The organism is Algibacter amylolyticus, from assembly GCF_014202225.1.
Taxonomy (GTDB): Bacteria; Bacteroidota; Bacteroidia; order Flavobacteriales; family Flavobacteriaceae; genus Algibacter_B; species Algibacter_B amylolyticus.
On the sequence record NZ_JACHGE010000002.1, the window covers coordinates 311,118 to 334,765 of the forward strand.

Consider the following 23,648-nt stretch of genomic DNA (forward strand, 5'->3'; position numbering starts at 1 on the left):
ATGTTTAGTTTTTTAAGCCAGAAGCAGATTTAAGTTTTAACTCGCCTGTGCCAACAGGAATTTTAAATTGCACATAAACAGGAATCTTGTTTTCATCGGCAGATAGCCATATGGTTCCATTTACCTTAGAGTTTGTAGCAGAACCCATAGAAAGCTTGTAGCAAGCCTTTTTACCTAAAGCGGTAGATATGGTTTCTTTTCCTAAATAAGTCACTTTGGCCTTTACCTCTTCACGATCAAATAAAATAGTAAATATTTTACTCGTTCCAGAACTTAGGTTTGTTAAATCGAATGTTCTTATGGTATATAATGTCGAGATAATATCTTTTGTGTCTGCACCAATAGAAACTGTTTTTTTCTGTACCCAATTGTTTTTCTTGGTTTGTACCGTTTTAACTGTATTGGTTTTATGGCTAAAGGTGTATTTCATGTTTTTAAAATAGCTACCTTCATTAATTTCGCGGTTATGTAAGTATGGTGTTAGGGTTTTTGGGCTTACATAAGTTTCGTATAAATCTCTAATTTTAAAGAAACTGTCCCATTTACTATAAGTAAAAGCTCTACATTTTAAACGTAAAAGTGTGGCTTTCGATGTTTTAACGGTGCTGGTTTCCATGGTGACTTCGGCCAAATCGGTTAAAACTCCAGACATGTTGTAAGATGCTGTGTAGGCTAGTTTTTCATTGCTTCCAATAGCGCTATTCTGTGCATTTATTGTTATCGAAACAAAAAATAATACCAATAAAGAGATACGAATCATAAAATATAGTTTTGGTTATAACGAGCTATTTATCATTTATTGTGCCGAAAATACAATGCTAATAATTATTATGCTAATTTATTATTTTTTTATGGTTACCGTTTACTGATTTTTGTCATAGTTTTTAAGGGAGAAATACAATAATTTTAGGTATAAATCTTTGCGCCATGAAACATATATTATTACCCACAGATTTTTCTAAAAACTCTATAAATGCTATTCATTACGCTTTAAAGTTGTTTAAAAATGAAGACTGTCAATTTTATATTTTAAACATTCAGAAGGCATCATCCTTTATTTCAGATAATATGATGGCAGTAAATTCATCTACAACTATTTATAAAACCTTAATAGATGCTGCTAAAAAATCTATATCTAATATTTTAACCACTATTAAAAAAAGTTATAATAACCAAAGGCATGAATTTCACTCTATAGTCGATTACGATAATTTTATAGACTCTATAAACCAGGTAAGCCAGAAGCATAGTATCGATTTAATTGTAATGGGCACTAAAGGAGCTTCAGGGCTAGAAAAAGTGCTTTTTGGTAGTAATACGGTACGTGTAATGCAACGTTGTTTGGTTCCTGTGTTGGCTATTCCCAATGGTTATAGCTATAATGGGATAGATCGTTTGGCATTTATAACCACAAATTCAAAACAGTTTAAAACTGGCGAGTTAGATATTTTAACCCAATTTGTAAACCAAAATAACGCTGCTTTGGATGTGCTTCATCTTTCCGATGAAAATAATTTACTGTATCGTGCTCAAGATAATACAGATTTCTTTTCAAGCCATTTTAACAATTTAAAACACCACTACCTAAATACAACAAGTAGTAAGCTGTTTAAAGATGTTAGCGCATTTATTAAAGAAGACTATATAGATATTCTTGCTATAGTTAATAAAAAACACTCCTTTTTAGAACGTTTATTTACCACCCATACCGTGGAGAGGCTCGCCTTTAAAATAGATATTCCCCTTTTAGTTCTGCAACATAAAGACTAAGTATGTTTATAAATAGGCTGTTTTCTGTTTTATGCATTCATGCTGTAACAATTTTTGGTTTTCTTCGTCATATAAGTATCAATCAATAATTAATCATCATGAAACAAGACAATCAACTTTTAGTCATTACACATTTAAGTCAGTTAATAACCTTAATAACCGGTTTTGGTAGTTTACTATTACCATTAGTGCTGTGGCTTACTCAAAAAGACAAAGTGTATCACATGGATACCCATGGCAAAAACATCCTAAACTTTCAATTAAGTTTAATAGTTTGGTGCATAATCTGCGTACCGTTAATTTTATTATTTGGTTTAGGTCTGGTAGGCTTTGCAGTTTTAGGTATTGTATCTATAATTTTCCCAATAGTTAATGCAGTAAGAGCAAGTAGAGGCGAAGCAGCACACTATCCATTAACATTTACTTTTATCTCTTAATTTTATTAGTTAGTATTTTGAACGAGATAAGTAAAACGCTCACTTTTTAGTGGGCGTTTTTTAGTTTAATAATTATTTTGGCGCCAGCCTGCCGGTAGGCAGGTTACCCCGAAATGGGGTCAGGCTTTCACTACTCGCTCCTCCTTTGTCGGGAGCTCAAACATGCCGTTCAATCCTTAACGCGGGTGTGTTTGCTAGGGTTTGGGGTTGTTTTGATTGTTAATACTTTTTCAATTATTTTTTAATTAAGATTACTTTGTTTCTAGGCCTTTATATACAATGTGTTAATTTTTAAGGAAGTTTTTAATTGATGGATCGTTTGCTTTCATTTAAGCTTCTTATTGTAAAATTTAATTATTGAATATATCTGATAGCATATAATTGAAATCAAAATTAAAATAAGATTTACGTCTTCTTGCCAGATAAAATTACCCGATATTAATATCGCTATTAAAACGGCTATTAAAACTAAATTTTCTTGTTTATAGAGCCAAAGAAACTTTGATCTAAAAAGCCATAATTCCTTAGTTAAACTATGTTTTTTAAACTCTTTAATTGCTCTACTGGGAAGAATGAAATCTATGATTCCTAAATTTTCAGGATAAAGAAAAATACAAGGTATATCATTTTCTTGATACACTCTTTTTTTCTCGCGATATCGATCTTTTTCTTTTTCGGAAACAAACCATTTACCTAAAAACTCCACATAAAGGCCGTAATAGGGCAGATAAAAATCTGCTACCCTATGTGATTTTGAATCATTATTTAGTTTTAAAATAGGTACTTCTGCCCTGTATCTTATCCCCTCGGATTCAAAATATTCTTGTAAAAACAATTCACCTTCTGAGGGTTCATTTTTTTCTAGTTTTATTACCTTCCTATTATTTTGATATTCATTATTACAAGAGTAACATCTCTTATAGTTAACTTTTACTTCTTTTCTACAATCAATGCAATCTGCCATAAATATTAATTAAGTTAACTGTTTTCTACTATTTGTATTTCCTCATCAGTTAAGCCATACAACTCATAAACCATTTGGTCTATCTCTTTATCGGTTTGGTTAATTTGGGTTTGTAAGGCTTGTGCTTTTTGTTTGTTGTCTTCAAAGAGGTCTAGCCACTCAAACTCATCTTTTTTGGTTAAAGTTGGAATTTCTTCTAAGCCTTCTTTAATGCGTAGTTTGTTATTGGCTTTTATGGCTTTGTTAAGCTCTTTTATAAACTCGCCAAACTCTAACTCGTGCCAGTTTTGGATTTTTTTGGATAGTTTTTCTAGTTGGAATTTTTGTGTGAGGTAGTTTTGGAATTTTGTTATTATTAATTGAAAATTATCATTAAGTTTTAAATTTTTATCTGCTCCTATTCTCAATGCATCATTTTTAACAATCTCTGAAATTTTAATTGGAATTTTCTCTATATATGGCCTTCTAAAATCATAGTAACCTCCTTGTAATGTTGAAGATATATTCTTTAAAAAGAAAAATATTAAACTAGAATTTAAAAGTCCTAATAATTCTGTATTTCCTGAACTAATAAAAAAGTTATTATCAGATAGAGAAAACTCTCCTTCAGAATCAATAAAGAAATTTGATTGATTATTAATTCTTGGATATATTATTTTAGGCTCTGTTAATAGATGAGAATTTTTACTTCCATACCTGCTTAAACACCACCAATTAAAACGACCTTCTTTAACTTCTGGTCTTTTTTCTAATCTTGATTTATTTTCTAAAAGATATTCTTTAATATTTTGATTCGATTCTAAATTATAATCCCAAGGAATAAATAACAGGTAAGTATTTTGAAAATCGACGGTGTTTCTTTTCACTTCTTTACCCATTAAAATTTTAATAATATTCTTTGATTCACCCAATCTGTCTTTTGCTTCTTGATTTATTATGAACACTTCATTACAACCAGTTGAAACACCTCTAAAAATTTTATCATTTACAAATTCTTTCAAGCTCACAGAATTATTTGTAATTTTTATTAATACATCATTAACTTTCTCATTAATAAAAATCCAATTATCATCATTAATAGAAGATTTATTTACTTTATATTTTTTTAACTCTAAAGAATTAATTGGATCACTTGTACAATCTCTTTTATTAATTTCAGAATACAAAAAAGTTTTGGCTTTATAATTTGGGTTTTTATTTAAAACATAAATAATTGGATAGGTTGTGGCATCAGCAAAAACAGGATAATCGTCAAAATCTAATAGCAATTCTAAGTTTGCGTCTTCTTTCATTACTTTTCTTATGTTTTTACCATAAGTTGCTTTTAGAAATTTATTAGGTAGAATAAAAGAAAACAATCCTTTTTCGTTCATTAATTTGATTCCTTTTTCAATAAAATAGGTGTATAAATCTGCTACACTATTATAGCATTTATAATTTTTTTCTAAATATGGTTTTATCTCTTTAAATAATTCTTGCCTTACATACGGCGGATTTCCAATAACCACATCAAAACCACCTTTGTGTTCGGTTTTAAAGGCTTCTTCTTCAGTACAGGTTAAAGTATCTATTATGTTTTGTACATCGCTGTTGTGTTCTGGTAACTCGTGTTTAGCTCTGTTGGTTTGTATGTATTTTATGGTGTTGTATAATTGCTGGGTTGTTGTAACTTCTTTTGGTGCACTGTATTTTTGTTGCCATAAGGGTTTGTTTTTTGTCTCTTTATCTTGCGCAAGGGGCTTAAGCCCCTTGTATTGCTCCTTGTAATTCCCCTTGTAATTCCCCTTGTAATTCCCCTTGTAATTCTCCTTGTAAAACTTGTTGCACTCAAAGGACGTGCGCCCTTTTATTTTTTGCATTATTGCTGGTATTTCCTCTAGGTCGCATGCCAGTAATAAATGAATATGGTCTGCACAAATATTATAGGCTAGTACCTTTAAATCGTCTTCTTTTACAATGCTGGCAATGGTTTTACTTATTAAAAAATCGTCTTCTGGTGTAAAGTAAATAACATTTGGGTACGGGTTTGTACCCATATCTCTGCGCTCGCGTACTTTATATTTTTCCATTCTTTTAGAGGTTCTACTATCATGAATGGCTGTTGTTATGTGGTATATTTTTTTATCTGTTTTTTTAAATACTTTAGGAAATTGCTCTTGCCAGTTAAAGGCTTTATCGCCTGCAATAGCTTTACTATCTATTAAAGAGTTTCCGCATTTAATATTGCTGCTTAAATCGTTTAATTTTCGGCGTGGTTGTGCCGTACGTAACCAAAGGGATAGTTTTGCGATTTCTACAGACTCCTCGTTTAAATCGACGCCGTAAATATTATTCTCTAAAATGGTGTTTTCTATATCTGGAAACTGAAAACCGCCACCTAATACCTTGGTTTTAAGCTCGTCTATATAGGTGTGCTCTTTTATTAAAAAATCTAAAGCTTGATTAAGAAATGCACCAGAGCCACAAGCAGGGTCGCAAATGGTGAGTTGTAATAGCCAATTTCTGTAATCGTCTAGAATATTAACTAATTTTTTAATGGTGGCTTCGGGTCTGTTTTTACCCTTAATTTTTCGGCCTTTAAAATACTCTTCTTCTTTAAAACCGAGTTGGGTTTTCTTTTCGTCGCATAGTTTACCAATAGTGTTTTCTACTATGTATTTGGTAATGTATTTTGGTGTGTAGAATACACCGTCTTTTTTACGTTTGGATTTTTGCTTATCGAAATCGGCACCTTCAATTTCGGCATTTACACTTTCAATTTCATTTAGTGAGTTTTCAAAAATATGCCCTAAAATGTTAACATCTACTTGACTTTCAAAATCGTAGGCGGCTAATTTACTGGTGTGGGTAAATAGTAGTTGGCTATCAATTTCCAAACTATCTAGTGTTTTGTCTTCTTTAAATAAACCACCGTTGTATGCATATATTTCGGCACGTTTAGCGGTGCCTGCACGTCCTTGGTCTAGGAAGTTAAAATATTGTTTAAAGAGTGTGTAGAGTGGTCTGTCGTCGCCAAAATCGACATCGTCATGCCATTTGTCTAATATTTGTTGGGTGCTGTTTGGAGGAAGCAAACCTCTATCTTCGGCGAAGAAAATAAATAGGTAACGGTCTATTAGTTTTTGCGATTTTTTAAATAAGGTGAGCTTAACGTTTTTTTCGAGCTTTAGCTGTTCTGCTTTTTCTTCTTCAGATAATTCGTCAAGAGATTGCATTGTTTCTGCTCGTAATGATGCTTGGTTTTTTAAGTTTTTAGCATTGCGTTTTACTAAATCGCGATATAACTCGCGCTTAAAAAGTGAGTAGTCTTTATAAAATTGTTTTGTTATCTGTTCTTCTTCAACTACCGAGGCTTCTTTTATTTTTAAGGGTACATTATTAATAATGTTATCCTTTTGTAAGCATAAGTATAATAATGCAAAGCGTTCTGGCGAGAGTTCGAATAGATTAAATTCTTCAAACTCTGTGGCATCGTTTATATAGAATCTTAGTTTTTCGAAATTTGAGGTTACTACATAAACACAGCCTTTTTGATTGGCTTTATAATCGAATGCTTGTTTGCGTATGCTCTCTAAATCTTTGGTGTTGGTGCCTTTTAGTTCTATTACTGCAATGGCAACATCGTTATTTAAGATGGCACCATCTGCTTTACGTGCGTTGTTTTGGTTTTTATATTCGGCTACTAAATTAAAATTAGCATTGGGTTTTAAGGTGTAGTCTAAAATGTTTACAAATAACTCGGTTAAAAATATGCCTTGATACTCTTCTTCTTTAGAGCTACGTATATTGTCTTGAATGGTTGGATTAAGGAAATACTTAGTGTATTTTTTATAAGCTTTATCGACTAGGTCTTTGTCTTGTAAAGTGATGTGCTGTTTTAATACAGATGACTGATATAATGGCATAAAGGTAGTTGACGTTATTTATGAACTTATAAAAATAGAAATCTTTTTGTAGGAATTAGTAATATTTAAAAGTTAATTTATAAAACTTGCCAAGTTAGAATAACTACTACATAGTTTTGTGACTGACTTTAGCGGATTTGCCCGCGTTAGGGATTGAAACGGCATCCTTTTTTAAGAGTTATATAGACTAATTTTTACTTTAAACATGCATTTAACTGATAACCACGTCCTTTGTTCTTGCTATGCCACTTAAAAAAGATATAGTGGAAAGCCCGACCTTTAGGTAACGCCCAAATTATTCAGTTTGCAGTGGCGATTTTGCGCGACAAAAAAAGCAGCAACCTAATTAAGATTGCTGCTTTGTATTATGAGATTCCTGCGTTTGCTAGCATTTAGCTATTTAGCATAACTGGCATAACTAGCATGGTAATGTGTTCACCTTCATCCAATCCATCGACAGGTGTTAAAATACCTGCGCGATTTGGCATACTCATTTCTAGTTGTACATTATCTGCATTTAGGTTGTTTAACATCTCGGTTAAAAAACGCGAGTTAAAACCAATTTGCATATCGTCGCCTTGGTAATCGCAAGTTAAACGCTCTTCTGCTTTGTTGCTGTAATCAATATCTTCGGCAGATATATTTAATTCTGCTCCAGCAATTTTTAAACGTATTTGGTGTGTGGTTTTGTTAGAGAATATACTAACACGACGCACAGAGTTTAAAAATTGGTTTCTGTCTATTACTAACTTATTTGGATTTTCTTTTGGGATTACCGCTTCGTAATTTGGATACTTTCCATCAATTAGACGACAAATTAACTCGGAGTTTTCAAAAGTGAATTTGGCATTACTCTCGTTGTATTCTATAGTTACATCATCCTCGCTAGCCGCTAAAATTCCTTTTAAAAGATTTAAAGGTTTTTTAGGCATAATGAATTCTGCTACTTGGTTGGCTTTAATATCGCCACGTGTGTATTTTACTAATTTATGCGCATCGGTAGCTACAAAGGTTAAACCCTCGGTTGAAAACTGAAAAAATACACCACTCATTACCGGGCGTAAATCGTCGTTTCCAGCAGCAAAAATAGTTTTGCTAATGGCGGTTGCCAAAACATCGCCCGTTATTACGGTTTTACTTGGGTCTTCTAGCGCTACGGCTTTTGGAAATTCGTTTCCATCGGCATAAGCTAAAGCATATTTACCGTGGTTAGAGCTAATTTCAACAGTGTTATTATCTTCTACAACAAAAGTTAAGGGTTGCTCTGGAAACGTTTTTAAAGTATCTAATAATAAACGCGCAGGAATAGCCACACTGCCTTTACTGTCGCTTTCAACCTCTAAAGTAGAAGCCATAGTGGTTTCTAAATCGCTTGCCGAAACAGTTAATTGGTTACTATCTAATTCAAATAAAAAATTATCTAAAATAGGTAAGGTATTCGAGCTATTAATAACGCCACCTAAAACTTGTAATTGTTTTAATAAATAAGTACTTGATACTATAAATTTCATGTGTTGGAATATATTTTTTTAAAAGATCGCATGTTGCATTTATTTGAAAGGTTGAAACTAAAACGCTAAAACCCTTATAAATGCTTCATTTAAAAGCTTAGTTTTTATTGTAATTATACTACTTACAAATATATTCCAAACAGTCTATATTTGGAAACAAACTTATTAACATTTAAGAAGCGTATCTTTTCTTTCTTAGGTAGTTAAAGACAAAACCAAACACGCCTAGTAAAAGTAATGGTAGCAAGATGTTTATAAGTTGCCACTTGGTTTTTTGATCCGTTATTTTTTGCTGATTTAAAAAGGCAATGGCGATTTCTTTAGTACGAATGTTTATAAGTCCGTTATCGTCCAATAAATAATTAACCGCATTTAGTAAAAATTCTTTGTTGCCATAGGTTTGTCCGGTCCATCTATCGAAACCTAATTCTAGCGGTTTATTTTGCGCCATATCATTTTTAATAACATCGCCATCGGCAATAACTATCATTTTTGTAGGTTGACTTATAGTCTTGTCTTGGGTAAGCTTAAAAGGCTTTACGCGGTTGCTGTAAACCGAGTTAAATTCCCCTTCCAACAACACAGCAAGGGTTTGGTTCCCTTTGTTGAATGCCTTGGGGTCTTGCTCTTTAGTTACCAACTCTAAACTCACTTCTCTTGGCGTGCCTTCTAGTTTGGTTAATGGTGCCGTTTCTAAAAGTATGGTCTTTTTAATGCTATTTTTTAAGGTGTCTATTTGGTTTGCAAAATCAAAACGGACTAAATTTAAATTATTTACAATAGGATGATTACTACTTGAGCCTGCCAATGGCGAATAAGGCCATTTAAGATGCTGAAATTGCGATTGGCTGCCTTGGCCCATAGCCAATGTAATAGGCGCAGAGTATAACGTGCTAACCATATACGGGTTAATACGAACGCCATATTTAAAAAAGAAATCGGTTAAATTTAAATCTCTAGAAATAGCATAATTAGTACCTGTTGCATTGTAAAGGCTATCTTTTTCCATGGCTACAGCATCAACTAGCCATAAACTTTTGCCGCCATTCATGGTGTATTGGTCTAACACAAGTTTTTCCGCTTCGGTAAACGCTTCGGTTGGTTTTGCAGATATTATTAAATCGAACGCATTAATAGCTTTTAACGTGTTTTGCGGGTTCGATGCTACACTATCTAAGGTAAAAGGTGCTATGTAATAATACGCGCCAAGTTTTTTTACAAAATCGGCAATGTATTTATCTTCTAATTGCTGGTTGCCTTTTAAAATAGCAATTTTTCGGCGTTTAGGTTTGGTAAGTTTGCTAAAGCCATCGGCAAAGGCGTATTCTAAATGCTGTACCGAGTTAGTAACTAATTCTTGCTGAGTAGCTCCAATTTTATTTTTAACCAACGGGATGGTTACCGTTTGCCCATTATAACTTGCTAATGCCCATGGAAAAATAACAGCTTGCGACGATTTTCCGCTTTCCTGAACACTAAGTTGCATAGGTGTTAAGCCACGTTGTGTTAGTTGTTGCATGTTGCGCTCTCGTGTGCTTTCATCTTCTAAAGGATTTATAAAGTTAAACACGATGTTTTTATTGGTAGCAGTAAACTCTTCTAATAGTTGTTTGGTTTCGTTTTGAAGACGTCTAAATTCCGAAGGAAAATCTTCGCCTTCTAAAAATACATCAATTACTATTGGTGAGTTAACGTCTTTAATAATATCTAAGGCCGATGCACTAAGCGTATAGCGTTTATCGGTGGTTAAATCGAAACGCTTATAAAACATATTGCTAATAACGTTTACCGCAATTAAAGCAATACAAAGTATTAATATGTGTTTTAAATTCTTATTCAAACTTTTTTTCTAATTGATACGGACGTATAGATTCTACAGTATTATTAACAAAATTAAGCTCTAAACATTCTTGTTGGTTATTAAAAGCCCCGGGTTTAAACCCTAAATTATAGTTCCATTTATTTTCGGAATTTGCCTTTAATGTGGTATCCCAACCTAACCATTCTGGTTTTCCTAAAAGCGTAGTAATTTCACTTTTTTGTTTTCCTATTAAAAGACTATCATTTATAATTTGAGTCGCCATTTCATAACGTAATTCTGGTTGGTCTTCCCAAGCTTCGGCATTAAAATGTTTCTCATGGTGGTAGCTACTAAAAATATTCAACATTGGGTAAAACAAGTAAAAGTAAACTACGGGAGCTAACACTAAACTAACTATAAATGTGAGATATTTACGCTTGTCTATGGTGTTTACAAATAGCCAAACAGCAATAAACACAAGCACCATAAAAATTACAAAAAGAGGCGTTACTATCATTTACTTTGCTTTGTTAATATTAAGTTTTGTAATGGCTAAAAATAAAAACGTAATACTTAAAAAGTAAACAATATCTCGGGTATCTAAAACACCACGGCTCATACTTTTATAATGCGAGCTCATGCCTAATTGTTCTATAAAATTACTAGAAGTAAATTCGGCAAAGCCTTCAAAACCAATATAAAATATAAAACAGATAAATACAGCAGTTATAAAAGCCACAATTTGATTGTCTGATAAGGTAGATGCAAAAACGCCAATAGCTGTATAAGCTGCCACTAAAAATAGTAAGCCAAAGTAGGAGCCTAAGGTGCTTCCTAAATCTAAATTACCAACAGGGTTTCCTAATTGATACACCGTGTAAACATAGAGTAATGTTGGTAAAAGCGCTATTAAAATTAAAATAAGCGCTCCAAAATATTTACCTAAAACGATATTAAAATGCGAAATAGGTTTAGTGAGTAAAAGCTCTAAAGTACCTTGTTTTTTTTCATCGGAAAAACTGCGCATGGTTACTGCTGGAATTAAGAAAATTAATATCCAAGGAGCCAATAAAAAGAAGGATGATAAATCGGCAAAACCATAATCTAAAACATTAAATTCTCCTTTAAATAGCCAAAGGAATAATCCATTTAAAACAAGAAAAATGGCTATAACTAAATACCCTATTGGCGATGCAAAAAACGAGTTTATTTCTTTTTTAAGTATAGCTAGCATTTGTTGTTTTGGTTACTGGTTACTGGTTACTGGTTACTGGTTATTTGTTACTGGTTGTTGGTTATTTGTTTTTTGTAATTGGGTTTTTTAATTTTTAACTATTAACTATTAACTATTAACTATTAACTATTAACTATTAACTATTAACTATTAACTATTTCAAACTTTCCATTTTATCCACACTCCAAGCTTCTGGTCTGATGCTAAATAGAGGTTTTATCTTGCTCCAAATGGAGTTGAATAACTCAGATTTTCTATAATTTTCCAAAGCAGCTTCAGATTCCCAATAGCTGTATGTAAAAAATATGCTTGGGTCCTTTTTATCTCTATATAATTCTAAATTGGTACAGCCTTTAAACTCTCTTATATTGGTTTTAGTAGCCTCGAAATTTTCAAGAAAAACCTCTACATTTTGTTTGTAAAATCCCATTTTCACTATTCTAACCAACATAACTTTAGTTTTAATTTAATAATCGGCCGCTTTAATATTAACCGGAATTTCTGAGCCTTTAGGAATAACGGGTTTAGGTTCAAACCTAATACTTACAGCATCCATAACACCCAAACCTAAAAGGGTAGAGGCACTACCAACGGTAGCACTATTACTTTTATAAACTGCAATTTCTAAAAAATCGCCGGAGTTAAAAACAACAAGTTTGCGTCCTTCATCATTTCTTTTGTTCTCTGCAATTTCAAAATTTACAATATCACTGTATTTTTTATGTATTTTTTTAAACGTGTAATGGCGTGCCGAAATTTCAAATTCGCGTCCTTTTTGTATGGTTTCAAAAAAACTTCGTTTAATATTTGTTACCACGTTGCCATAATTATCTATATAAATAACACTACCAATAATTTGGGTCTTGTCTTCATTTATATAAGGCGTTATATTTTTAATAGGCTTAATTTCTGTAATAGGTTTGCCAATAACCTCCAAGGTACCACCACGAGCAATATGGCAAGCAACTTTTACAAATACATCTAAAACAGGAAAACTACTTTGTATTTTATCGTGTATGTTAATTTCAACTATTTTTTCGGGTGCAATTTCAGAGCAAATCATACTCATTATACCATTATTGGCACAAATAAAATAGTGGTCGTCTAATTTTAAGGCTATATGCTTATTGTCTGGGTTAATTTCAGAATCAATACCAATAATATGTATGGTGCCTTTTGGGAAACTATTATACGCATTTTGAATAATGTAAGCCGCCTCAGGAATATTAAATGGCGACACAGAATGCGAGATATCAACAATCCTAACATCGGGCAGCTCACTATAGATAGCGCCTTTTGTAGCGCCACTAAAGTAATCTTTTTCACCAAAATCAGTTGTTAATGTTATAATTGCCATGGGCAAAATTGTTGATATGTTTTTAATGTATCCTTACTCAAAATTATGTATTTTTGAGTTATACTTGTATGTGATACAAACCTACATAAATTTTCGTTTTAGTTTTTGTTTTTTAAATTAAAATTGTAGGTTCATAAAGTCATATTTCAGGAAAATAAGAAATACTTAATAAATCTAATAAATCTAATAAATCATTTCATCTAAGTAAACACTTAAAAAAATGTTTTTACTCAACTTATAATAAACAAACGCTTTTGAACGAAATTATTATTGAACTCGAAGAAATATCTCCAAAAGAGTTTTTTGGAGCACAAAACGCAAATATAGTACTACTTAAAAAGTACTTTCCTAAATTAAAAATTGTAGCCCGCGGAAACAAAATAAAGGCCTTTGGAGATGAAGAGTTGTTAGATGAGTTCGATAGGCGAATCTCAATGCTTCTTAAGCATTTTGGTAAATATAATAAGTTAGACGAAAACACCATAGAGCGTGTTTTAACAAGCCAAAGTAGCGACGATTATACAACCTCTAACCAAAGTGGAGAAACCATTGTACATGGCGTAGGCGGTAAAATTATAAAAGCGCAAACGGCCAACCAACGTAAAATGGTCGAGCTTATGCGCAAAAACGATATGGTTTTTGCCATTGGTCCAGCAGGAACAGGTAAAACCTATACAGGTGTGGCATTGGCGGTACAAGCGCTTAAAAATAAGGAAGTTAAGCGTATTATATTAACACGTCCGGCAGTCGAGGCAGGCGAAAACCTTGGGTTTTTACCAGGCGATTTAAAAGAAAAGCTAGATCCTTACATGCAACCCCTTTACGACGCTTTACGCGACATGATTGCGCCCGAAAAATTAGCACATTATATCGAGAATGGTACCATACAAATAGCGCCATTAGCCTTTATGCGTGGTCGAACTCTGGACAATGCTTTTGTGATTCTAGACGAAGGACAAAACACCACACATGCCCAAATGAAAATGTTTTTAACACGTATGGGTAAGCACGCTAAATTCCTGTTAACCGGCGATCCGGGTCAAATCGATTTACCGCGTCGTACCATTTCTGGTCTAAAAGAAGCCTTATTAATTTTAAAAAATGTAGAAGGTGTAGGCATGATTTTCCTAGACGACAAAGACGTTATTCGTCATAAACTCGTTAAAAAAGTAATTGCTGCCTATAAAGAAATCGAAAACCGAGATTAATTTTTTTTAGAAGCTATTTCCCGCTTTCCACTATATCTTTTTGCTTTTAATGGCAAAAAGGATGCCGTTGCAATCGGGGCTAGGGCATTTTAGTTATTAACATTATCTATTATTCACTAGTGTATTTTAGCATGGTTTTGGGTGTTTTTTTTATACATGCTTAAAATAGGTGTTTTTTCTTACTTATCTATTTAATAAAATTTAACAGTTTTAACAGCGGCTTAAAAGATTTGTGCTTAGGTTTTTACCGTGTTTTTAGGTGTAAAATCTTACAAAACGTTTGTAAAACTTTAGGAATCTTTTATGAAAACATTATAAGTCTTACGTCTTCCCTTTTTCTTTATTTGTGTCATAAACTTAAAAAAATATAATATGAAAAAGTTATTTTTAATTGCAGGATTATTAGTTTTTGGTTCAACCTATGCACAAGATGAAGATATCGATATTACATCAGATAACTCTTGGTTAAAAGCAGGAATAACGGCAGGAGTTCCTGTTGGAGATGCAGGTGATGCATCCTCATTTAACCTTGGTCTAGATTTAAGAGGACAGTATTTAGTTAACCCTAATTTAGGAATTGGTTTAGCTTCTGGATATAACCATTATTTTGGTAAAGATGAAGTTGAAGATTTTGGAGTTATTCCAGCAGCAGGATTTGTTCGCTATTATTTTACACCTAATGGGCTGTTTTTAGGCTCGGATTTAGGATATGGTTTTTTAACTAATAGCGCTGATAATGATGGCGGATTATACGTAAACCCACACATTGGTTACCATAACCGAGATTGGAATATTTACGCTTTTTACCAAAACACGTTTGCAGAAAACGATATTGATGTGCAAAACGTAGGTATAGGCCTTACCTATAACATTAGGTTTAAATAAATAAGAATTTAATACATTATAAAGCATTAAAAGGGAGAAATATTTATTTCTCCCTTTTTTATTTTCAGTTGTTTAGCATTGTTAAACAAATTACATTTGCAAAACAACTAGCACACTATTTTTTTATGAATACCATAATAGATACCAATTTCAAATTTCCAGGTCAAAAAAGCCTTTACAAAGGAAAAGTAAGAGCCGTATATAACATAAATGACGAAGAACTAGTCATGGTAGCCACCGATAGACTTTCGGCCTTCGATGTTGTTATGCCAAAAGGAATACCTTACAAAGGGCAAATACTTAACCAAATAGCAACCAAAATGATGGCAGCTACCCAGGATTTAGTTCCAAATTGGTTAACCGCAACACCAGACCCTAATGTGGCTGTTGGTCATTTATGCGAGCCTTTTAAAGTAGAAATGGTAATACGTGGGTACATGTCTGGGCATGCAGCACGCGAGTATAAAGCGGGTAAACGTATGCTTTGTGGTGTTCCTATGCCAGAAGGGATGAAGGAAAACGATGCATTTCCAGAGCCTATTATAACACCTGCTACAAAAGCAGAAATGGGCGATCATGACGAAGATATTTCACGAGAAGATATTATAGCAAAAGGTATAGTCTCAGAAGCAGATTATCTTGTACTTGAAGATTATACACGTAAATTATTTAAGCGTGGAACAGAAATTGCAGCTTCAAGAGGATTAATTTTAGTAGATACCAAGTACGAATTTGGAAAAACTAAAGATGGACAAATTGTGTTAATCGACGAGATTCATACACCAGACTCTTCACGCTATTTTTATGCCGATGGGTATCAAGAGCGTCAAGATAAAGGAGAAGCTCAAAAGCAACTATCAAAAGAGTTTGTACGCCAATGGTTAATTGCTAATAACTTTCAAGGCTTAGAAGGGCAAACTGTACCTTTTATGAGCGATGAGTACATTCAAAGTGTTTCAGATCGCTATATCGAACTTTACGAAAATATTACAGGCGAAACCTTTGTAAAAGCAGATGTTTCTAATATCCAAGATAGAATAGAAGCTAATGTTTTAGGGTATTTAGCTAAATAAATATATATTTAAATCATACAAAAAACGACCTTGTTTAGTTACAAGGTCGTTTTTTTATATGAAAATAATAGTGATATAAACTTATTCTTATCCTTAGTTTATGCGTATTCTTTTTTAAAATACTTTTTACGAAACCAAAAGGACACCCTAACTAATAAAATAAGGGCGGGTACTTCTACTAATGGACCAATAACACCTGCAAAAGCTTGTCCAGAATTTAAACCAAAAACAGCAATAGCAACTGCAATAGCTAATTCAAAATTATTTCCAGCTGCTGTAAAAGCAACGGCAGCCGTTTTAGTATAATCTGCTCCCATAGCTTTAGTAAAGAAAAAGCCTATAATAAACATTAAACTAAAATATATAAGTAGAGGCACAGCAATTATTAAAACATCCATTGGGATTTCAACAATTAATTCGCCTTTTAACGAAAACATTACCACAATAGTAAATAACAAGGCTATTAAGGTTAATGGCGAAATAGTAGGAATAAAAGTGTTTGTATACCAATGTTCGCCTTTAAGTTTTACCAAAATTAATCGGCTTAAAATGCCCATCACGAATGGGATTCCTAAATAAATAGCAACACTTTCAGCAATAGTTACTATCGAAATATCAACTATAGCACCTTCAAAACCAAAATAGGGCGGAAGTACAGTAATAAAAATCCAAGCATAAAAGCTATATGCAAATACTTGAAAAATACTGTTTAAGGCCACTAAACCAGCGCCGTATTCACTGCTGCCTTCAGCAAGATCATTCCACACTAAAACCATTGCAATACAACGTGCTAATCCTATTAAAATAAGACCCACCATGTACTCTGGGTAATCCTGTAAAAATGTTATGGCAAGGAAAAACATAAGTACCGGACCAATAACCCAGTTCAGTATAAGTGAAATGGATAGTATTTTGGTGTTTTTAAATACTTTGGGTAATAGTGAATAATCCACTTTTGCAAGTGGCGGATACATCATTAAAATTAGCCCAATAGCAATGGGAATATTTGTAGTACCGCTACTAAAGGAATTTATAAGGTCTGGAAATGTAGGGACAAAATACCCAATACCAACACCTATGGCCATAGCCACAAAAATCCACAACGTTAGGTTTCTATCAAGAAAACTTAATTTTTTTTGAGCCATGTTTTTATAAATTTACTTGCGAAAAAACATAAAACAATTCAGTTGCAATTTGCAAACTGCGCTCGTTGTATTTTTCTGCTTGTTGGGGTGTGTTGTCAAAAGCTTTAGGATCTTCAAAAGTAATAGGGATTCTTTTTTCTGCACCAGCTATAAAAGGGCACCCGCCATCTGCTTGAGAACAGGTCATAATGGCTGCAAATTCAGATTTAGGGTTAAAATCATCATCTAATGTTTTAGAAAATCCAATTATGGGGTGTGCATTATCTGCATATTTAATGCTGTACACTGGGTTTTTACCTTCAGAAAGCGTTTTAATTGTAAACCCCGAGTTTTCTAAGGTTTTAGCTGCCATTGGGAAAAGTGCTGTAGCTTCTGTTCCTCCCGAATAACAAAACACATTTTTGATATTAAAATAGTGCGCCATGGTTTGTGCCCAAATTTGCGATAAATGACTTCGACGCGAGTTGTGTGTGCAAATAAAATTGATTCTAATTGCTTCTTTATTACTTACTTTTAACTGGATAAAATCAATTAGTGGTTGTAAAACTGTTTTACGCTCTGCCGAAATAGTTTCTGGTTTTAAACCTTTTATTAAATTATCTATTTCTGTAAATAAGGTGGATTGTGTCGTTGTCATTTGGTATAACGTTATAGTTTAAATTTTGATTTAGCAGCAGTTTCCATCTGGCGTGCAACATGGTTCATCGTTTAAATCTGAAAATTTTAATTTTGGTTTTTCAGCTGGAATTCCACATTTATCCTTGGCTAAGCAATCTGTTTGTTTAGAGGTTAACAGGAAGTTTTTTCCATTAAATTCTAATCCAAATTTCCCGATGGTTTCGGCTTGATATTCAACTTCAATATCTAAATCTTCAATACCTAATACTTTTTCAGAAAGCTCAATAATATTTAAAAGTTTTTCTGGATGTAATCTATGGTCATAGTCATTAGCATTCCATAGTTGAAAGTTTACAACGTCTTCCTTTCTTTCGGTACCACCACAATCTATAAAGTGTTTTGTTATTTTACCAACTTCGGTTACATGAAAGTGGTTTGGTACTAATTCGCCGTTTGGTAATTGAAAACCTATAGTTTCCAAGCCTCCTAATACTGATTTTACTTCTGATAGTTTCATAACTGTATTTGTTTATTGCAATTATACGATTAATGTTTGAAAATTTTTTTAGCAACATTCTGTTTTAGATACATCTTGATCTAAAAACTGAAGCATTACCCTTTTCATTTTAGCCCAATTATCGGTATCAATACAGTAGCAAACGCTAGTGCCTTCAACACTTCCTTTTATTAAGCCTAAATGTTTAAGTTCTTTTAAATGTTGCGATATTGTAGGTTGTGCTAAACCTATTTCGTTTACCAAATCGCCACAAACGCAAGCATTTATTTTAAATAAATGTTGTAATATAGACACTCTAGCAGGATGCCCAAAGACTTTTGCAAATAGAGCAATTTTGTTTTGCTCGTCGGTAAACATTTCTGTTTTAGCTAATCCCATGTGTTTAATTATTTATTCATTGCAATATTACGATTAAGTATTTTGTTTTCAAAATTTATTAGACAAATTTTACAGAAAAAGAAGCTAGGTTGTTTTGTTAATCTTCTTTGGTTTTACCTTATGCTTCCAATACAAAATATAAATGGTGCCTAAAACGGAAGGTAGTATCCAAGCTACTAAATTTTTAAAACCCATTCCAGCAACAAAAAAGGCAGTAATTGAGGCTATTAATGCACCATTCATTTTTCCTAGGTGTAAAATTAGCCATGAAGTTTTAGGCTTTTTAGCTTTTTTGTAAAATATAAAATCTTTTACTGAAAACAACAGTCCAAAACAACCAAAAACAAGTAGAATAATACCATTATAATTGTTGTTTATAAGTGCGTAAACGCCAAAAACAATCATGATAATTGAGAGCAGGAGCATAACACCAGAAATAGTGTGATCAACCCAATTGGCATTGGTTTTAGTTTTAAATGTTAAAGCCCGTTGTCCCGATAAAACAAGATAAATAGTAAATACGCCAATTAAGAATAACAATATATTTTCATGGTTGGGCATCCAAGATATAGGAATGGAAATAAGTGAACTTGTTAGCATGCCAATAGAGAAAAGTTTCCCCATAGTTTTATGTAGTTTTCCTCCCTTTTTTACAATAATACTTCCTATTCCTGTTATTAATCCTAATCCCCCAAAGAAGGCATGAATATAAATTAATAGTTTTATTGTTTCTTCCATTATAATTTGATTACGGTTAGCACTTCAAATTAAAGATAATGGTTTTAGTTTTGGAAGTTTAAAAAGCTCAAATGTGTTTTTAAAAGGATGAGTTGGGGTAATTGGTGGTCTATTTAACCTTTGAGTTATAAAACTTCAATTAATTCTAAAGGATGGTCTATTATTAATTTAGCACCATTAGCAATCAATTCTTCTTTTTTTCTAAAGCCCCAAGATACCCCAACGGCATACATATTGGCATTGTTTGCGGTTTGTATATCAACATCAGAATCGCCAACAAAAATAATATCCTCTGGTTTTATGCCTAAGTTTTTACTTATTTCAAGAGCTTTAATTGGGTTTGGCTTTTTATGAGCCTCGGTAGTTAATCCATCAACAGACTCAAAATAGCTCGGTAATAACGCTAAAGCTACTTTTTTGGTGAGTGTATCCTCTTTATTTGATAAAATAGAAAGCTTTAATTTACGAGCCTTTAGGGCCTCAAGTAATGCTGTAATACCATCATAAGGTTTTGTTTTGTTGATGCAATTATTAGTGTATATATCCATCATGGCAGTAAAACCTATTTCTGTTTGTTGCGCATTACAACTGGTATTAGGTAATGCCCTAGTAACGAGACTTTTTATACCGCTGCCTACAAAATTATTATAATCTTGATAACTATGGGTTGGATAGTTAGCGCTTTTTAGAACTGAATTCATAGCATCTGCAATGTCTTCAATGGAATTTACTAGTGTGCCGTCTAAATCGAAAATAACTGCCTTATAGCTCATGTTTTTTCTTGTTTAATAATTAAACTTAACAACACGCCCATTTAATGGTTGTTCGTTTCGGTAATTGTTAATTGGCATGTTACTTTTAAGTTTTAAGACTTCTTCAACAGACAATATAATAGGGTCTTTAAAAACAATCCAATTAACACTTTCTGTGCACGGAGGTGTCGTTAAAGAACCGTTATATGTGTAGTACTTTTTATCCTCTAAAAATAAATTTGATAAATCAATTTCCTGGTGAATATCTTTAAAAGCACCTTCTTTTATGGGTAAAAAACTTTCAAAGAATTCAAATAATTGGCTTTCATTTCCTTCTTCGCCTAAAATACCTAACACAGTAATTTCTCCAGCTTTACTAACATGTACCAGGTGCATTTCAATAGGGTATATAATACCGTTTATTTTATGTTCTGACGGTTCATGAAAATGGATTTGTTTTAAAAAGAAGGTCTCATTTTTATAATTTATAGAGTCGCCAGGTTCAAAATCAAATTGGATGGAGTGCCCATTGTTTTTAACTTCACTTATTAAAGTGCTAGGTGTATATTGAATTTTTAGCTCATGATTCTTTTTTATAGAATCAACATCTCTATGTATAATGTTTATTGGGGACTGCGATGGTCCGTCGCAATCGGAATTTTTTTCAATTTCTATCCAATGTTCAGGAGAGGTTTCTCCAGCATAACTCCAATGATGTTCGTTTGCTGCACTATGATCTGTTTTTTTTGAGTCTTTACATGATAGTATAGTTATTAGGACTATATAAAAAAACAGACTAAATTTGATTTTCATAACTTTAAATTAGGTTGATTTTTATTGATCAAAATTAATTAATTCAGGTATTTTAAAACCTTACTTTTATCATGTTTTAATCTTTTTAGGGAACTTGGTTAGCTAATTAGTTTATCTCATTAAATTTATACTATTATCGTTGTCCTGAAAATTGCATAGCCTCGCCTTTTCCAAAGCCATAGCTAACACCAAAGGTTACAAAACGCCCACGTTGTCTGCTATTAAATAAATAGAAGTCCGATTGCGAGGTGGTTGTTTTGTTTATTCTAGACGCAAAAGCATCACGAATACTTAGGTTTAAAATAACTTTACCTTTAAGTATCTTTTTTCTTAAACCAAGATCTGCAAAAAGGTTATCTGCAATTTCGCTTTGCACGGTTTTAAATTTGGATTGATAATCGCCAGAGACCTCTAAATCGAAATCTGCTGGAAGTTTAAACTTAGTAGTTAAACTAGCGGACCATTGGTTGCCTTTAAAATCGAAATCTGTTGCTTCAAAAACACCTTTTCTACTAAAATAATTAATATTAAAATCGCCATTAAATGAAAACCAATTTGTTGGTGCGTATTTTCCGTTAGCTTCAAAACCTGTGGTTGTATTGGTACCTACATTTTCAGGGGTGGATATACTAACATTGTTTTCAAAAGTTGAAATACGTTCTACCACATCAACCGTATATCTGTTATACAAACTAAAATTTAAGGAGGCCTTACCTAGTTTGTTTATACTTGTAATTTCGTAAGAATCGGTGAATTCTGGTTGTAAATCTGGGTTACCAGTAAATATGCTAAAATTGTTTCTAATATTACTAAAAGGGTTTAGTTCTCTTAATCCTGGTCTTCTTATACGTTTAGAGTATCCTGCTTGTATTGAAAAATCGTCACTTATTTTATAGGAGGTATGTATACTAGGAAATAAATTGGTGTAGTCGTTTCCATTACTTTCGTTGGTGGTTTGTAACAAAGTACTAAGGTTAGTATGCTCTAACCTAAAACCAAGTTTAAGTCCCCAAACATCGCCTTCGTAAGCTGCGGTGGTGTAAAGGCCTAAAACATTTTGATCAAAATCAAATACATTGGTTAAGTCGGGATTGTTTACGTAAGTACCATCTTGTAAATCGCTAACAGCAAAATCGTTAGATACACTATTTATTACATATTGCGATCCTGTTTCTAAAGTGAATTTTTCTAAAAATGGATGCGTGTAATCTAGTTTAAAAGTATAATCTGCCAAGGTGTAGTCGGTACGCGTTTTTTGTTTAAAATCTTCATTATCGCCTAGAGTAAACGTGTTTTCAAAATCTGAAAATTGATCTTTTCTAAAAGAATTTCCTAAAGCACTAAAAAGTAAACTTTGGTCGGCATGCCGTTTAAAGCTCTTTTTGTATTGTAGTTCGTAACGCAGTTTTGGATTGTCAGCTTCGGTTAACTCATTTCGTAACCAGCTGTCGGTTATGGTGTTGGTCTCGTCTGTTTGATTGTAGTTGGTTTTAGAATCTTGATCTTCAATCTCGTAAGCATACGATCCGGAAAGCGTTATAATGTTATAATCGTTAATATGGTAGTCGGTTCCAATTAATATATTTCCGAACTTTTCATTAAAATCGCCATCGCCAGTGCTACTTACGGTTATGTCATTTACTAAATCTCGGTTAATAGATTCTGTTTTATTAGGATAGGTACGAATACCAAACCCGAATTGGCTAAAAAGATTAAATTTTTCTGTACGTTTATTCACGCTTAAGCCAAAACTATTGCTGTTAGGAACACCAAAGTTTAAAGTTGCCGACCCATTAATACCTCGTTTTTCAGATTTTTTAATAATGATGTTAATGATTCCAGATGTGCCTTCGGCATCATATTTAGCTGAAGGATTGGTTATAACTTCAATTTTTTCAATCATATCGGCAGTGATACTTCCTAAGGCATTACCATCTGCACTAGCTAAAACTGAAGGTTTACCATTAATTAGAATTTGAACACCTTGACTGCCTCGTAAACTAATTTCGCCTTCTATATTTACATTAACCGATGGTAGGTTGTTTAAAACTTCAAGTGAACTAGCACCTGTTGAACTTAAATCTGCGCCAACATTAAAAACGCGCTTATCCAGCTTAAATTCGGTCGAGGATTTTTCAGCACGAATTACAACTTCATCTAATGCTTGATTATCTTCCGATAAGGTTATTATTTTTAAATTTATTGTATTTTTTACAATGTCGAATTGCTTAATGGTTTTCGATTCATAACCCATAAAACTCACTTCTATATAAAAGTTGGTTTCGTTAGTTTTTAAAGAAAATGTGCCATCTTCAGCTGTTATCGTTCCTGTTAAAGGTGTTTTTGAATTAGTGTCTATAACCGAGATGGTGGCATATTCTATAGGCAAATTAGCATTGCTTTCTAAAACTTTTCCAGTAATTATAACTTGAGCTGAAGCTAAGTTTAAACTAAAAAGGGTGAATAAAACGAATGTAATATTTTTCAGCATAATTGGATGGTAATTCAGAATTGTAATACAAATATAAAATTTAACTATAAG

22 protein-coding genes are annotated in these 23,648 nt (G+C 32.8%); 5 read left to right on the forward strand and 17 right to left on the reverse strand.

Annotated features, from left to right (window positions below; translation table 11 throughout):
- Positions 1-4: 4 nt before the first annotated feature.
- Complete coding sequence (locus tag HNQ90_RS06440; RefSeq protein ID WP_144117053.1) at positions 5-760, reverse strand: DUF3108 domain-containing protein; 756 nt, start codon at positions 758-760, stop codon at positions 5-7.
- 167 nt (positions 761-927) lie between these two features.
- On the opposite strand from HNQ90_RS06440, the gene HNQ90_RS06445 reads away from it, so the two are divergent.
- Together HNQ90_RS06445 and HNQ90_RS06450 are read left to right on the forward strand one after the other, a co-directional pair.
- Entirely contained in the window at positions 928-1,770 is an 843-nt protein-coding gene (locus tag HNQ90_RS06445) for a universal stress protein (protein ID WP_144117054.1), read from the forward strand.
- A gap of 98 nt (positions 1,771-1,868) precedes the next feature.
- The gene (locus HNQ90_RS06450; protein WP_144117055.1) at positions 1,869-2,207 is read left to right on the forward strand and encodes a DUF4870 domain-containing protein; all 339 of its coding nucleotides are present in this window, start codon (positions 1,869-1,871) and stop codon (positions 2,205-2,207) included.
- Positions 2,208-2,532: 325 nt separating this feature from the next.
- On the opposite strand, the gene HNQ90_RS06455 is transcribed toward HNQ90_RS06450, so the two are convergent.
- From HNQ90_RS06455 to HNQ90_RS06490, 8 genes are all read right to left on the reverse strand, one after another.
- On the reverse strand, positions 2,533-3,171 hold the full coding sequence (locus HNQ90_RS06455; protein ID WP_144117056.1) for a hypothetical protein: 639 nt from the start codon (positions 3,169-3,171) through the stop codon (positions 2,533-2,535).
- Positions 3,172-3,185: 14 nt separating this feature from the next.
- Positions 3,186-7,076 carry an Eco57I restriction-modification methylase domain-containing protein gene (locus HNQ90_RS06460; protein WP_144117057.1) on the reverse strand — a complete coding sequence of 1,297 codons (3,891 nt, stop codon included), beginning with the start codon at positions 7,074-7,076 and terminating at the stop codon, positions 3,186-3,188.
- A gap of 392 nt (positions 7,077-7,468) precedes the next feature.
- Positions 7,469-8,587, reverse strand: coding sequence for a DNA polymerase III subunit beta (gene dnaN / locus HNQ90_RS06465; protein ID WP_144117058.1), 1,119 nt, complete (start codon positions 8,585-8,587; stop codon positions 7,469-7,471).
- A gap of 172 nt (positions 8,588-8,759) precedes the next feature.
- Complete coding sequence (gene gldG / locus HNQ90_RS06470; RefSeq protein ID WP_172625898.1) at positions 8,760-10,427, reverse strand: gliding motility-associated ABC transporter substrate-binding protein GldG; 1,668 nt, start codon at positions 10,425-10,427, stop codon at positions 8,760-8,762.
- Positions 10,420-10,905 (reverse strand): hypothetical protein, encoded by a 486-nt coding sequence (locus HNQ90_RS06475; RefSeq protein WP_144117059.1) that lies wholly within the window; start codon positions 10,903-10,905, stop codon positions 10,420-10,422. Before HNQ90_RS06475 ends, gldG begins: the two co-directional genes overlap by 8 nt.
- A complete protein-coding gene (gene gldF / locus HNQ90_RS06480; RefSeq protein WP_144117060.1) occupies positions 10,906-11,622 on the reverse strand; it encodes a gliding motility-associated ABC transporter permease subunit GldF in 717 nt (238 codons plus the stop codon).
- A 154-nt stretch (positions 11,623-11,776) separates the two neighbouring features.
- Positions 11,777-12,073, reverse strand: coding sequence for a putative quinol monooxygenase (locus tag HNQ90_RS06485; RefSeq protein WP_144117061.1), 297 nt, complete (start codon positions 12,071-12,073; stop codon positions 11,777-11,779).
- A gap of 15 nt (positions 12,074-12,088) precedes the next feature.
- A complete protein-coding gene (locus tag HNQ90_RS06490; protein WP_144117062.1) occupies positions 12,089-12,979 on the reverse strand; it encodes an SAM hydrolase/SAM-dependent halogenase family protein in 891 nt (296 codons plus the stop codon).
- Between the two features lie 254 nt (positions 12,980-13,233).
- Between HNQ90_RS06490 and HNQ90_RS06495 the strand changes: the two genes are divergently transcribed.
- The 3 genes from HNQ90_RS06495 to HNQ90_RS06505 all read left to right on the forward strand — a co-directional run bounded on the left by HNQ90_RS06495 (position 13,234) and on the right by HNQ90_RS06505 (position 16,145).
- Complete coding sequence (locus tag HNQ90_RS06495; protein WP_144117063.1) at positions 13,234-14,187, forward strand: PhoH family protein; 954 nt, start codon at positions 13,234-13,236, stop codon at positions 14,185-14,187.
- A gap of 372 nt (positions 14,188-14,559) precedes the next feature.
- The gene (locus HNQ90_RS06500) at positions 14,560-15,072 is read left to right on the forward strand and encodes a hypothetical protein (protein ID WP_144117064.1); all 513 of its coding nucleotides are present in this window, start codon (positions 14,560-14,562) and stop codon (positions 15,070-15,072) included.
- 125 nt (positions 15,073-15,197) lie between these two features.
- A complete protein-coding gene (locus HNQ90_RS06505) occupies positions 15,198-16,145 on the forward strand; it encodes a phosphoribosylaminoimidazolesuccinocarboxamide synthase (RefSeq protein ID WP_144117065.1) in 948 nt (315 codons plus the stop codon).
- Between the two features lie 98 nt (positions 16,146-16,243).
- On the opposite strand, the gene arsB is transcribed toward HNQ90_RS06505, so the two are convergent.
- The 8 genes from arsB to HNQ90_RS06545 all read right to left on the reverse strand — a co-directional run bounded on the left by arsB (position 16,244) and on the right by HNQ90_RS06545 (position 23,597).
- Entirely contained in the window at positions 16,244-17,290 is a 1,047-nt protein-coding gene (gene arsB, locus HNQ90_RS06510) for an ACR3 family arsenite efflux transporter (protein ID WP_144117066.1), read from the reverse strand.
- Between the two features lie 4 nt (positions 17,291-17,294).
- Entirely contained in the window at positions 17,295-17,927 is a 633-nt protein-coding gene (locus HNQ90_RS06515; RefSeq protein WP_144117067.1) for an arsenate-mycothiol transferase ArsC, read from the reverse strand.
- Positions 17,928-17,957: 30 nt separating this feature from the next.
- Entirely contained in the window at positions 17,958-18,425 is a 468-nt protein-coding gene (locus tag HNQ90_RS06520; protein WP_144117068.1) for a DUF6428 family protein, read from the reverse strand.
- A 48-nt stretch (positions 18,426-18,473) separates the two neighbouring features.
- The gene (locus HNQ90_RS06525) at positions 18,474-18,803 is read right to left on the reverse strand and encodes an ArsR/SmtB family transcription factor (RefSeq protein ID WP_144117069.1); all 330 of its coding nucleotides are present in this window, start codon (positions 18,801-18,803) and stop codon (positions 18,474-18,476) included.
- Between the two features lie 84 nt (positions 18,804-18,887).
- Positions 18,888-19,541: a hypothetical protein gene (locus HNQ90_RS06530; protein ID WP_144117070.1), complete on the reverse strand. Its 654-nt coding sequence runs from the start codon at positions 19,539-19,541 to the stop codon at positions 18,888-18,890.
- A gap of 125 nt (positions 19,542-19,666) precedes the next feature.
- The gene (locus HNQ90_RS06535; protein ID WP_144117071.1) at positions 19,667-20,314 is read right to left on the reverse strand and encodes an HAD family hydrolase; all 648 of its coding nucleotides are present in this window, start codon (positions 20,312-20,314) and stop codon (positions 19,667-19,669) included.
- 12 nt (positions 20,315-20,326) lie between these two features.
- Positions 20,327-21,106 carry a carbonic anhydrase gene (locus HNQ90_RS06540; RefSeq protein ID WP_144117072.1) on the reverse strand — a complete coding sequence of 260 codons (780 nt, stop codon included), beginning with the start codon at positions 21,104-21,106 and terminating at the stop codon, positions 20,327-20,329.
- A gap of 133 nt (positions 21,107-21,239) precedes the next feature.
- Positions 21,240-23,597, reverse strand: a complete 2,358-nt coding sequence (locus tag HNQ90_RS06545) for a TonB-dependent receptor (RefSeq protein WP_144117073.1) — start codon at positions 23,595-23,597, stop codon at positions 21,240-21,242.
- Positions 23,598-23,648 lie beyond the last annotated feature (51 nt).

Excerpts from the sequence above, each read along its gene's own strand:
- HNQ90_RS06440 (WP_144117053.1), bottom strand. The coding sequence starts at position 760 with ATGATTCGTATCTCTTTATTGGTATTATTTTTTGTTTCGATAACAATA.
- HNQ90_RS06445 (WP_144117054.1), top strand. The coding sequence starts at position 928 with ATGAAACATATATTATTACCCACAGATTTTTCTAAAAACTCTATAAAT.
- HNQ90_RS06450 (WP_144117055.1), top strand. The coding sequence starts at position 1,869 with ATGAAACAAGACAATCAACTTTTAGTCATTACACATTTAAGTCAGTTA.
- HNQ90_RS06455 (WP_144117056.1), bottom strand. The coding sequence starts at position 3,171 with ATGGCAGATTGCATTGATTGTAGAAAAGAAGTAAAAGTTAACTATAAG.
- HNQ90_RS06460 (WP_144117057.1), bottom strand. The coding sequence starts at position 7,076 with ATGCCATTATATCAGTCATCTGTATTAAAACAGCACATCACTTTACAA.
- dnaN (WP_144117058.1), bottom strand. The coding sequence starts at position 8,587 with ATGAAATTTATAGTATCAAGTACTTATTTATTAAAACAATTACAAGTT.
- HNQ90_RS06475 (WP_144117059.1), bottom strand. The coding sequence starts at position 10,905 with ATGATAGTAACGCCTCTTTTTGTAATTTTTATGGTGCTTGTGTTTATT.
- gldF (WP_144117060.1), bottom strand. The coding sequence starts at position 11,622 with ATGCTAGCTATACTTAAAAAAGAAATAAACTCGTTTTTTGCATCGCCA.
- HNQ90_RS06485 (WP_144117061.1), bottom strand. The coding sequence starts at position 12,073 with ATGTTGGTTAGAATAGTGAAAATGGGATTTTACAAACAAAATGTAGAG.
- HNQ90_RS06490 (WP_144117062.1), bottom strand. The coding sequence starts at position 12,979 with ATGGCAATTATAACATTAACAACTGATTTTGGTGAAAAAGATTACTTT.
- HNQ90_RS06500 (WP_144117064.1), top strand. The coding sequence starts at position 14,560 with ATGAAAAAGTTATTTTTAATTGCAGGATTATTAGTTTTTGGTTCAACC.
- HNQ90_RS06505 (WP_144117065.1), top strand. The coding sequence starts at position 15,198 with ATGAATACCATAATAGATACCAATTTCAAATTTCCAGGTCAAAAAAGC.
- arsB (WP_144117066.1), bottom strand. The coding sequence starts at position 17,290 with ATGGCTCAAAAAAAATTAAGTTTTCTTGATAGAAACCTAACGTTGTGG.
- HNQ90_RS06515 (WP_144117067.1), bottom strand. The coding sequence starts at position 17,927 with ATGACAACGACACAATCCACCTTATTTACAGAAATAGATAATTTAATA.
- HNQ90_RS06520 (WP_144117068.1), bottom strand. The coding sequence starts at position 18,425 with ATGAAACTATCAGAAGTAAAATCAGTATTAGGAGGCTTGGAAACTATA.
- HNQ90_RS06525 (WP_144117069.1), bottom strand. The coding sequence starts at position 18,803 with ATGGGATTAGCTAAAACAGAAATGTTTACCGACGAGCAAAACAAAATT.
- HNQ90_RS06530 (WP_144117070.1), bottom strand. The coding sequence starts at position 19,541 with ATGGAAGAAACAATAAAACTATTAATTTATATTCATGCCTTCTTTGGG.
- HNQ90_RS06535 (WP_144117071.1), bottom strand. The coding sequence starts at position 20,314 with ATGAGCTATAAGGCAGTTATTTTCGATTTAGACGGCACACTAGTAAAT.
- HNQ90_RS06540 (WP_144117072.1), bottom strand. The coding sequence starts at position 21,106 with ATGAAAATCAAATTTAGTCTGTTTTTTTATATAGTCCTAATAACTATA.
- HNQ90_RS06545 (WP_144117073.1), bottom strand. The coding sequence starts at position 23,597 with ATGCTGAAAAATATTACATTCGTTTTATTCACCCTTTTTAGTTTAAAC.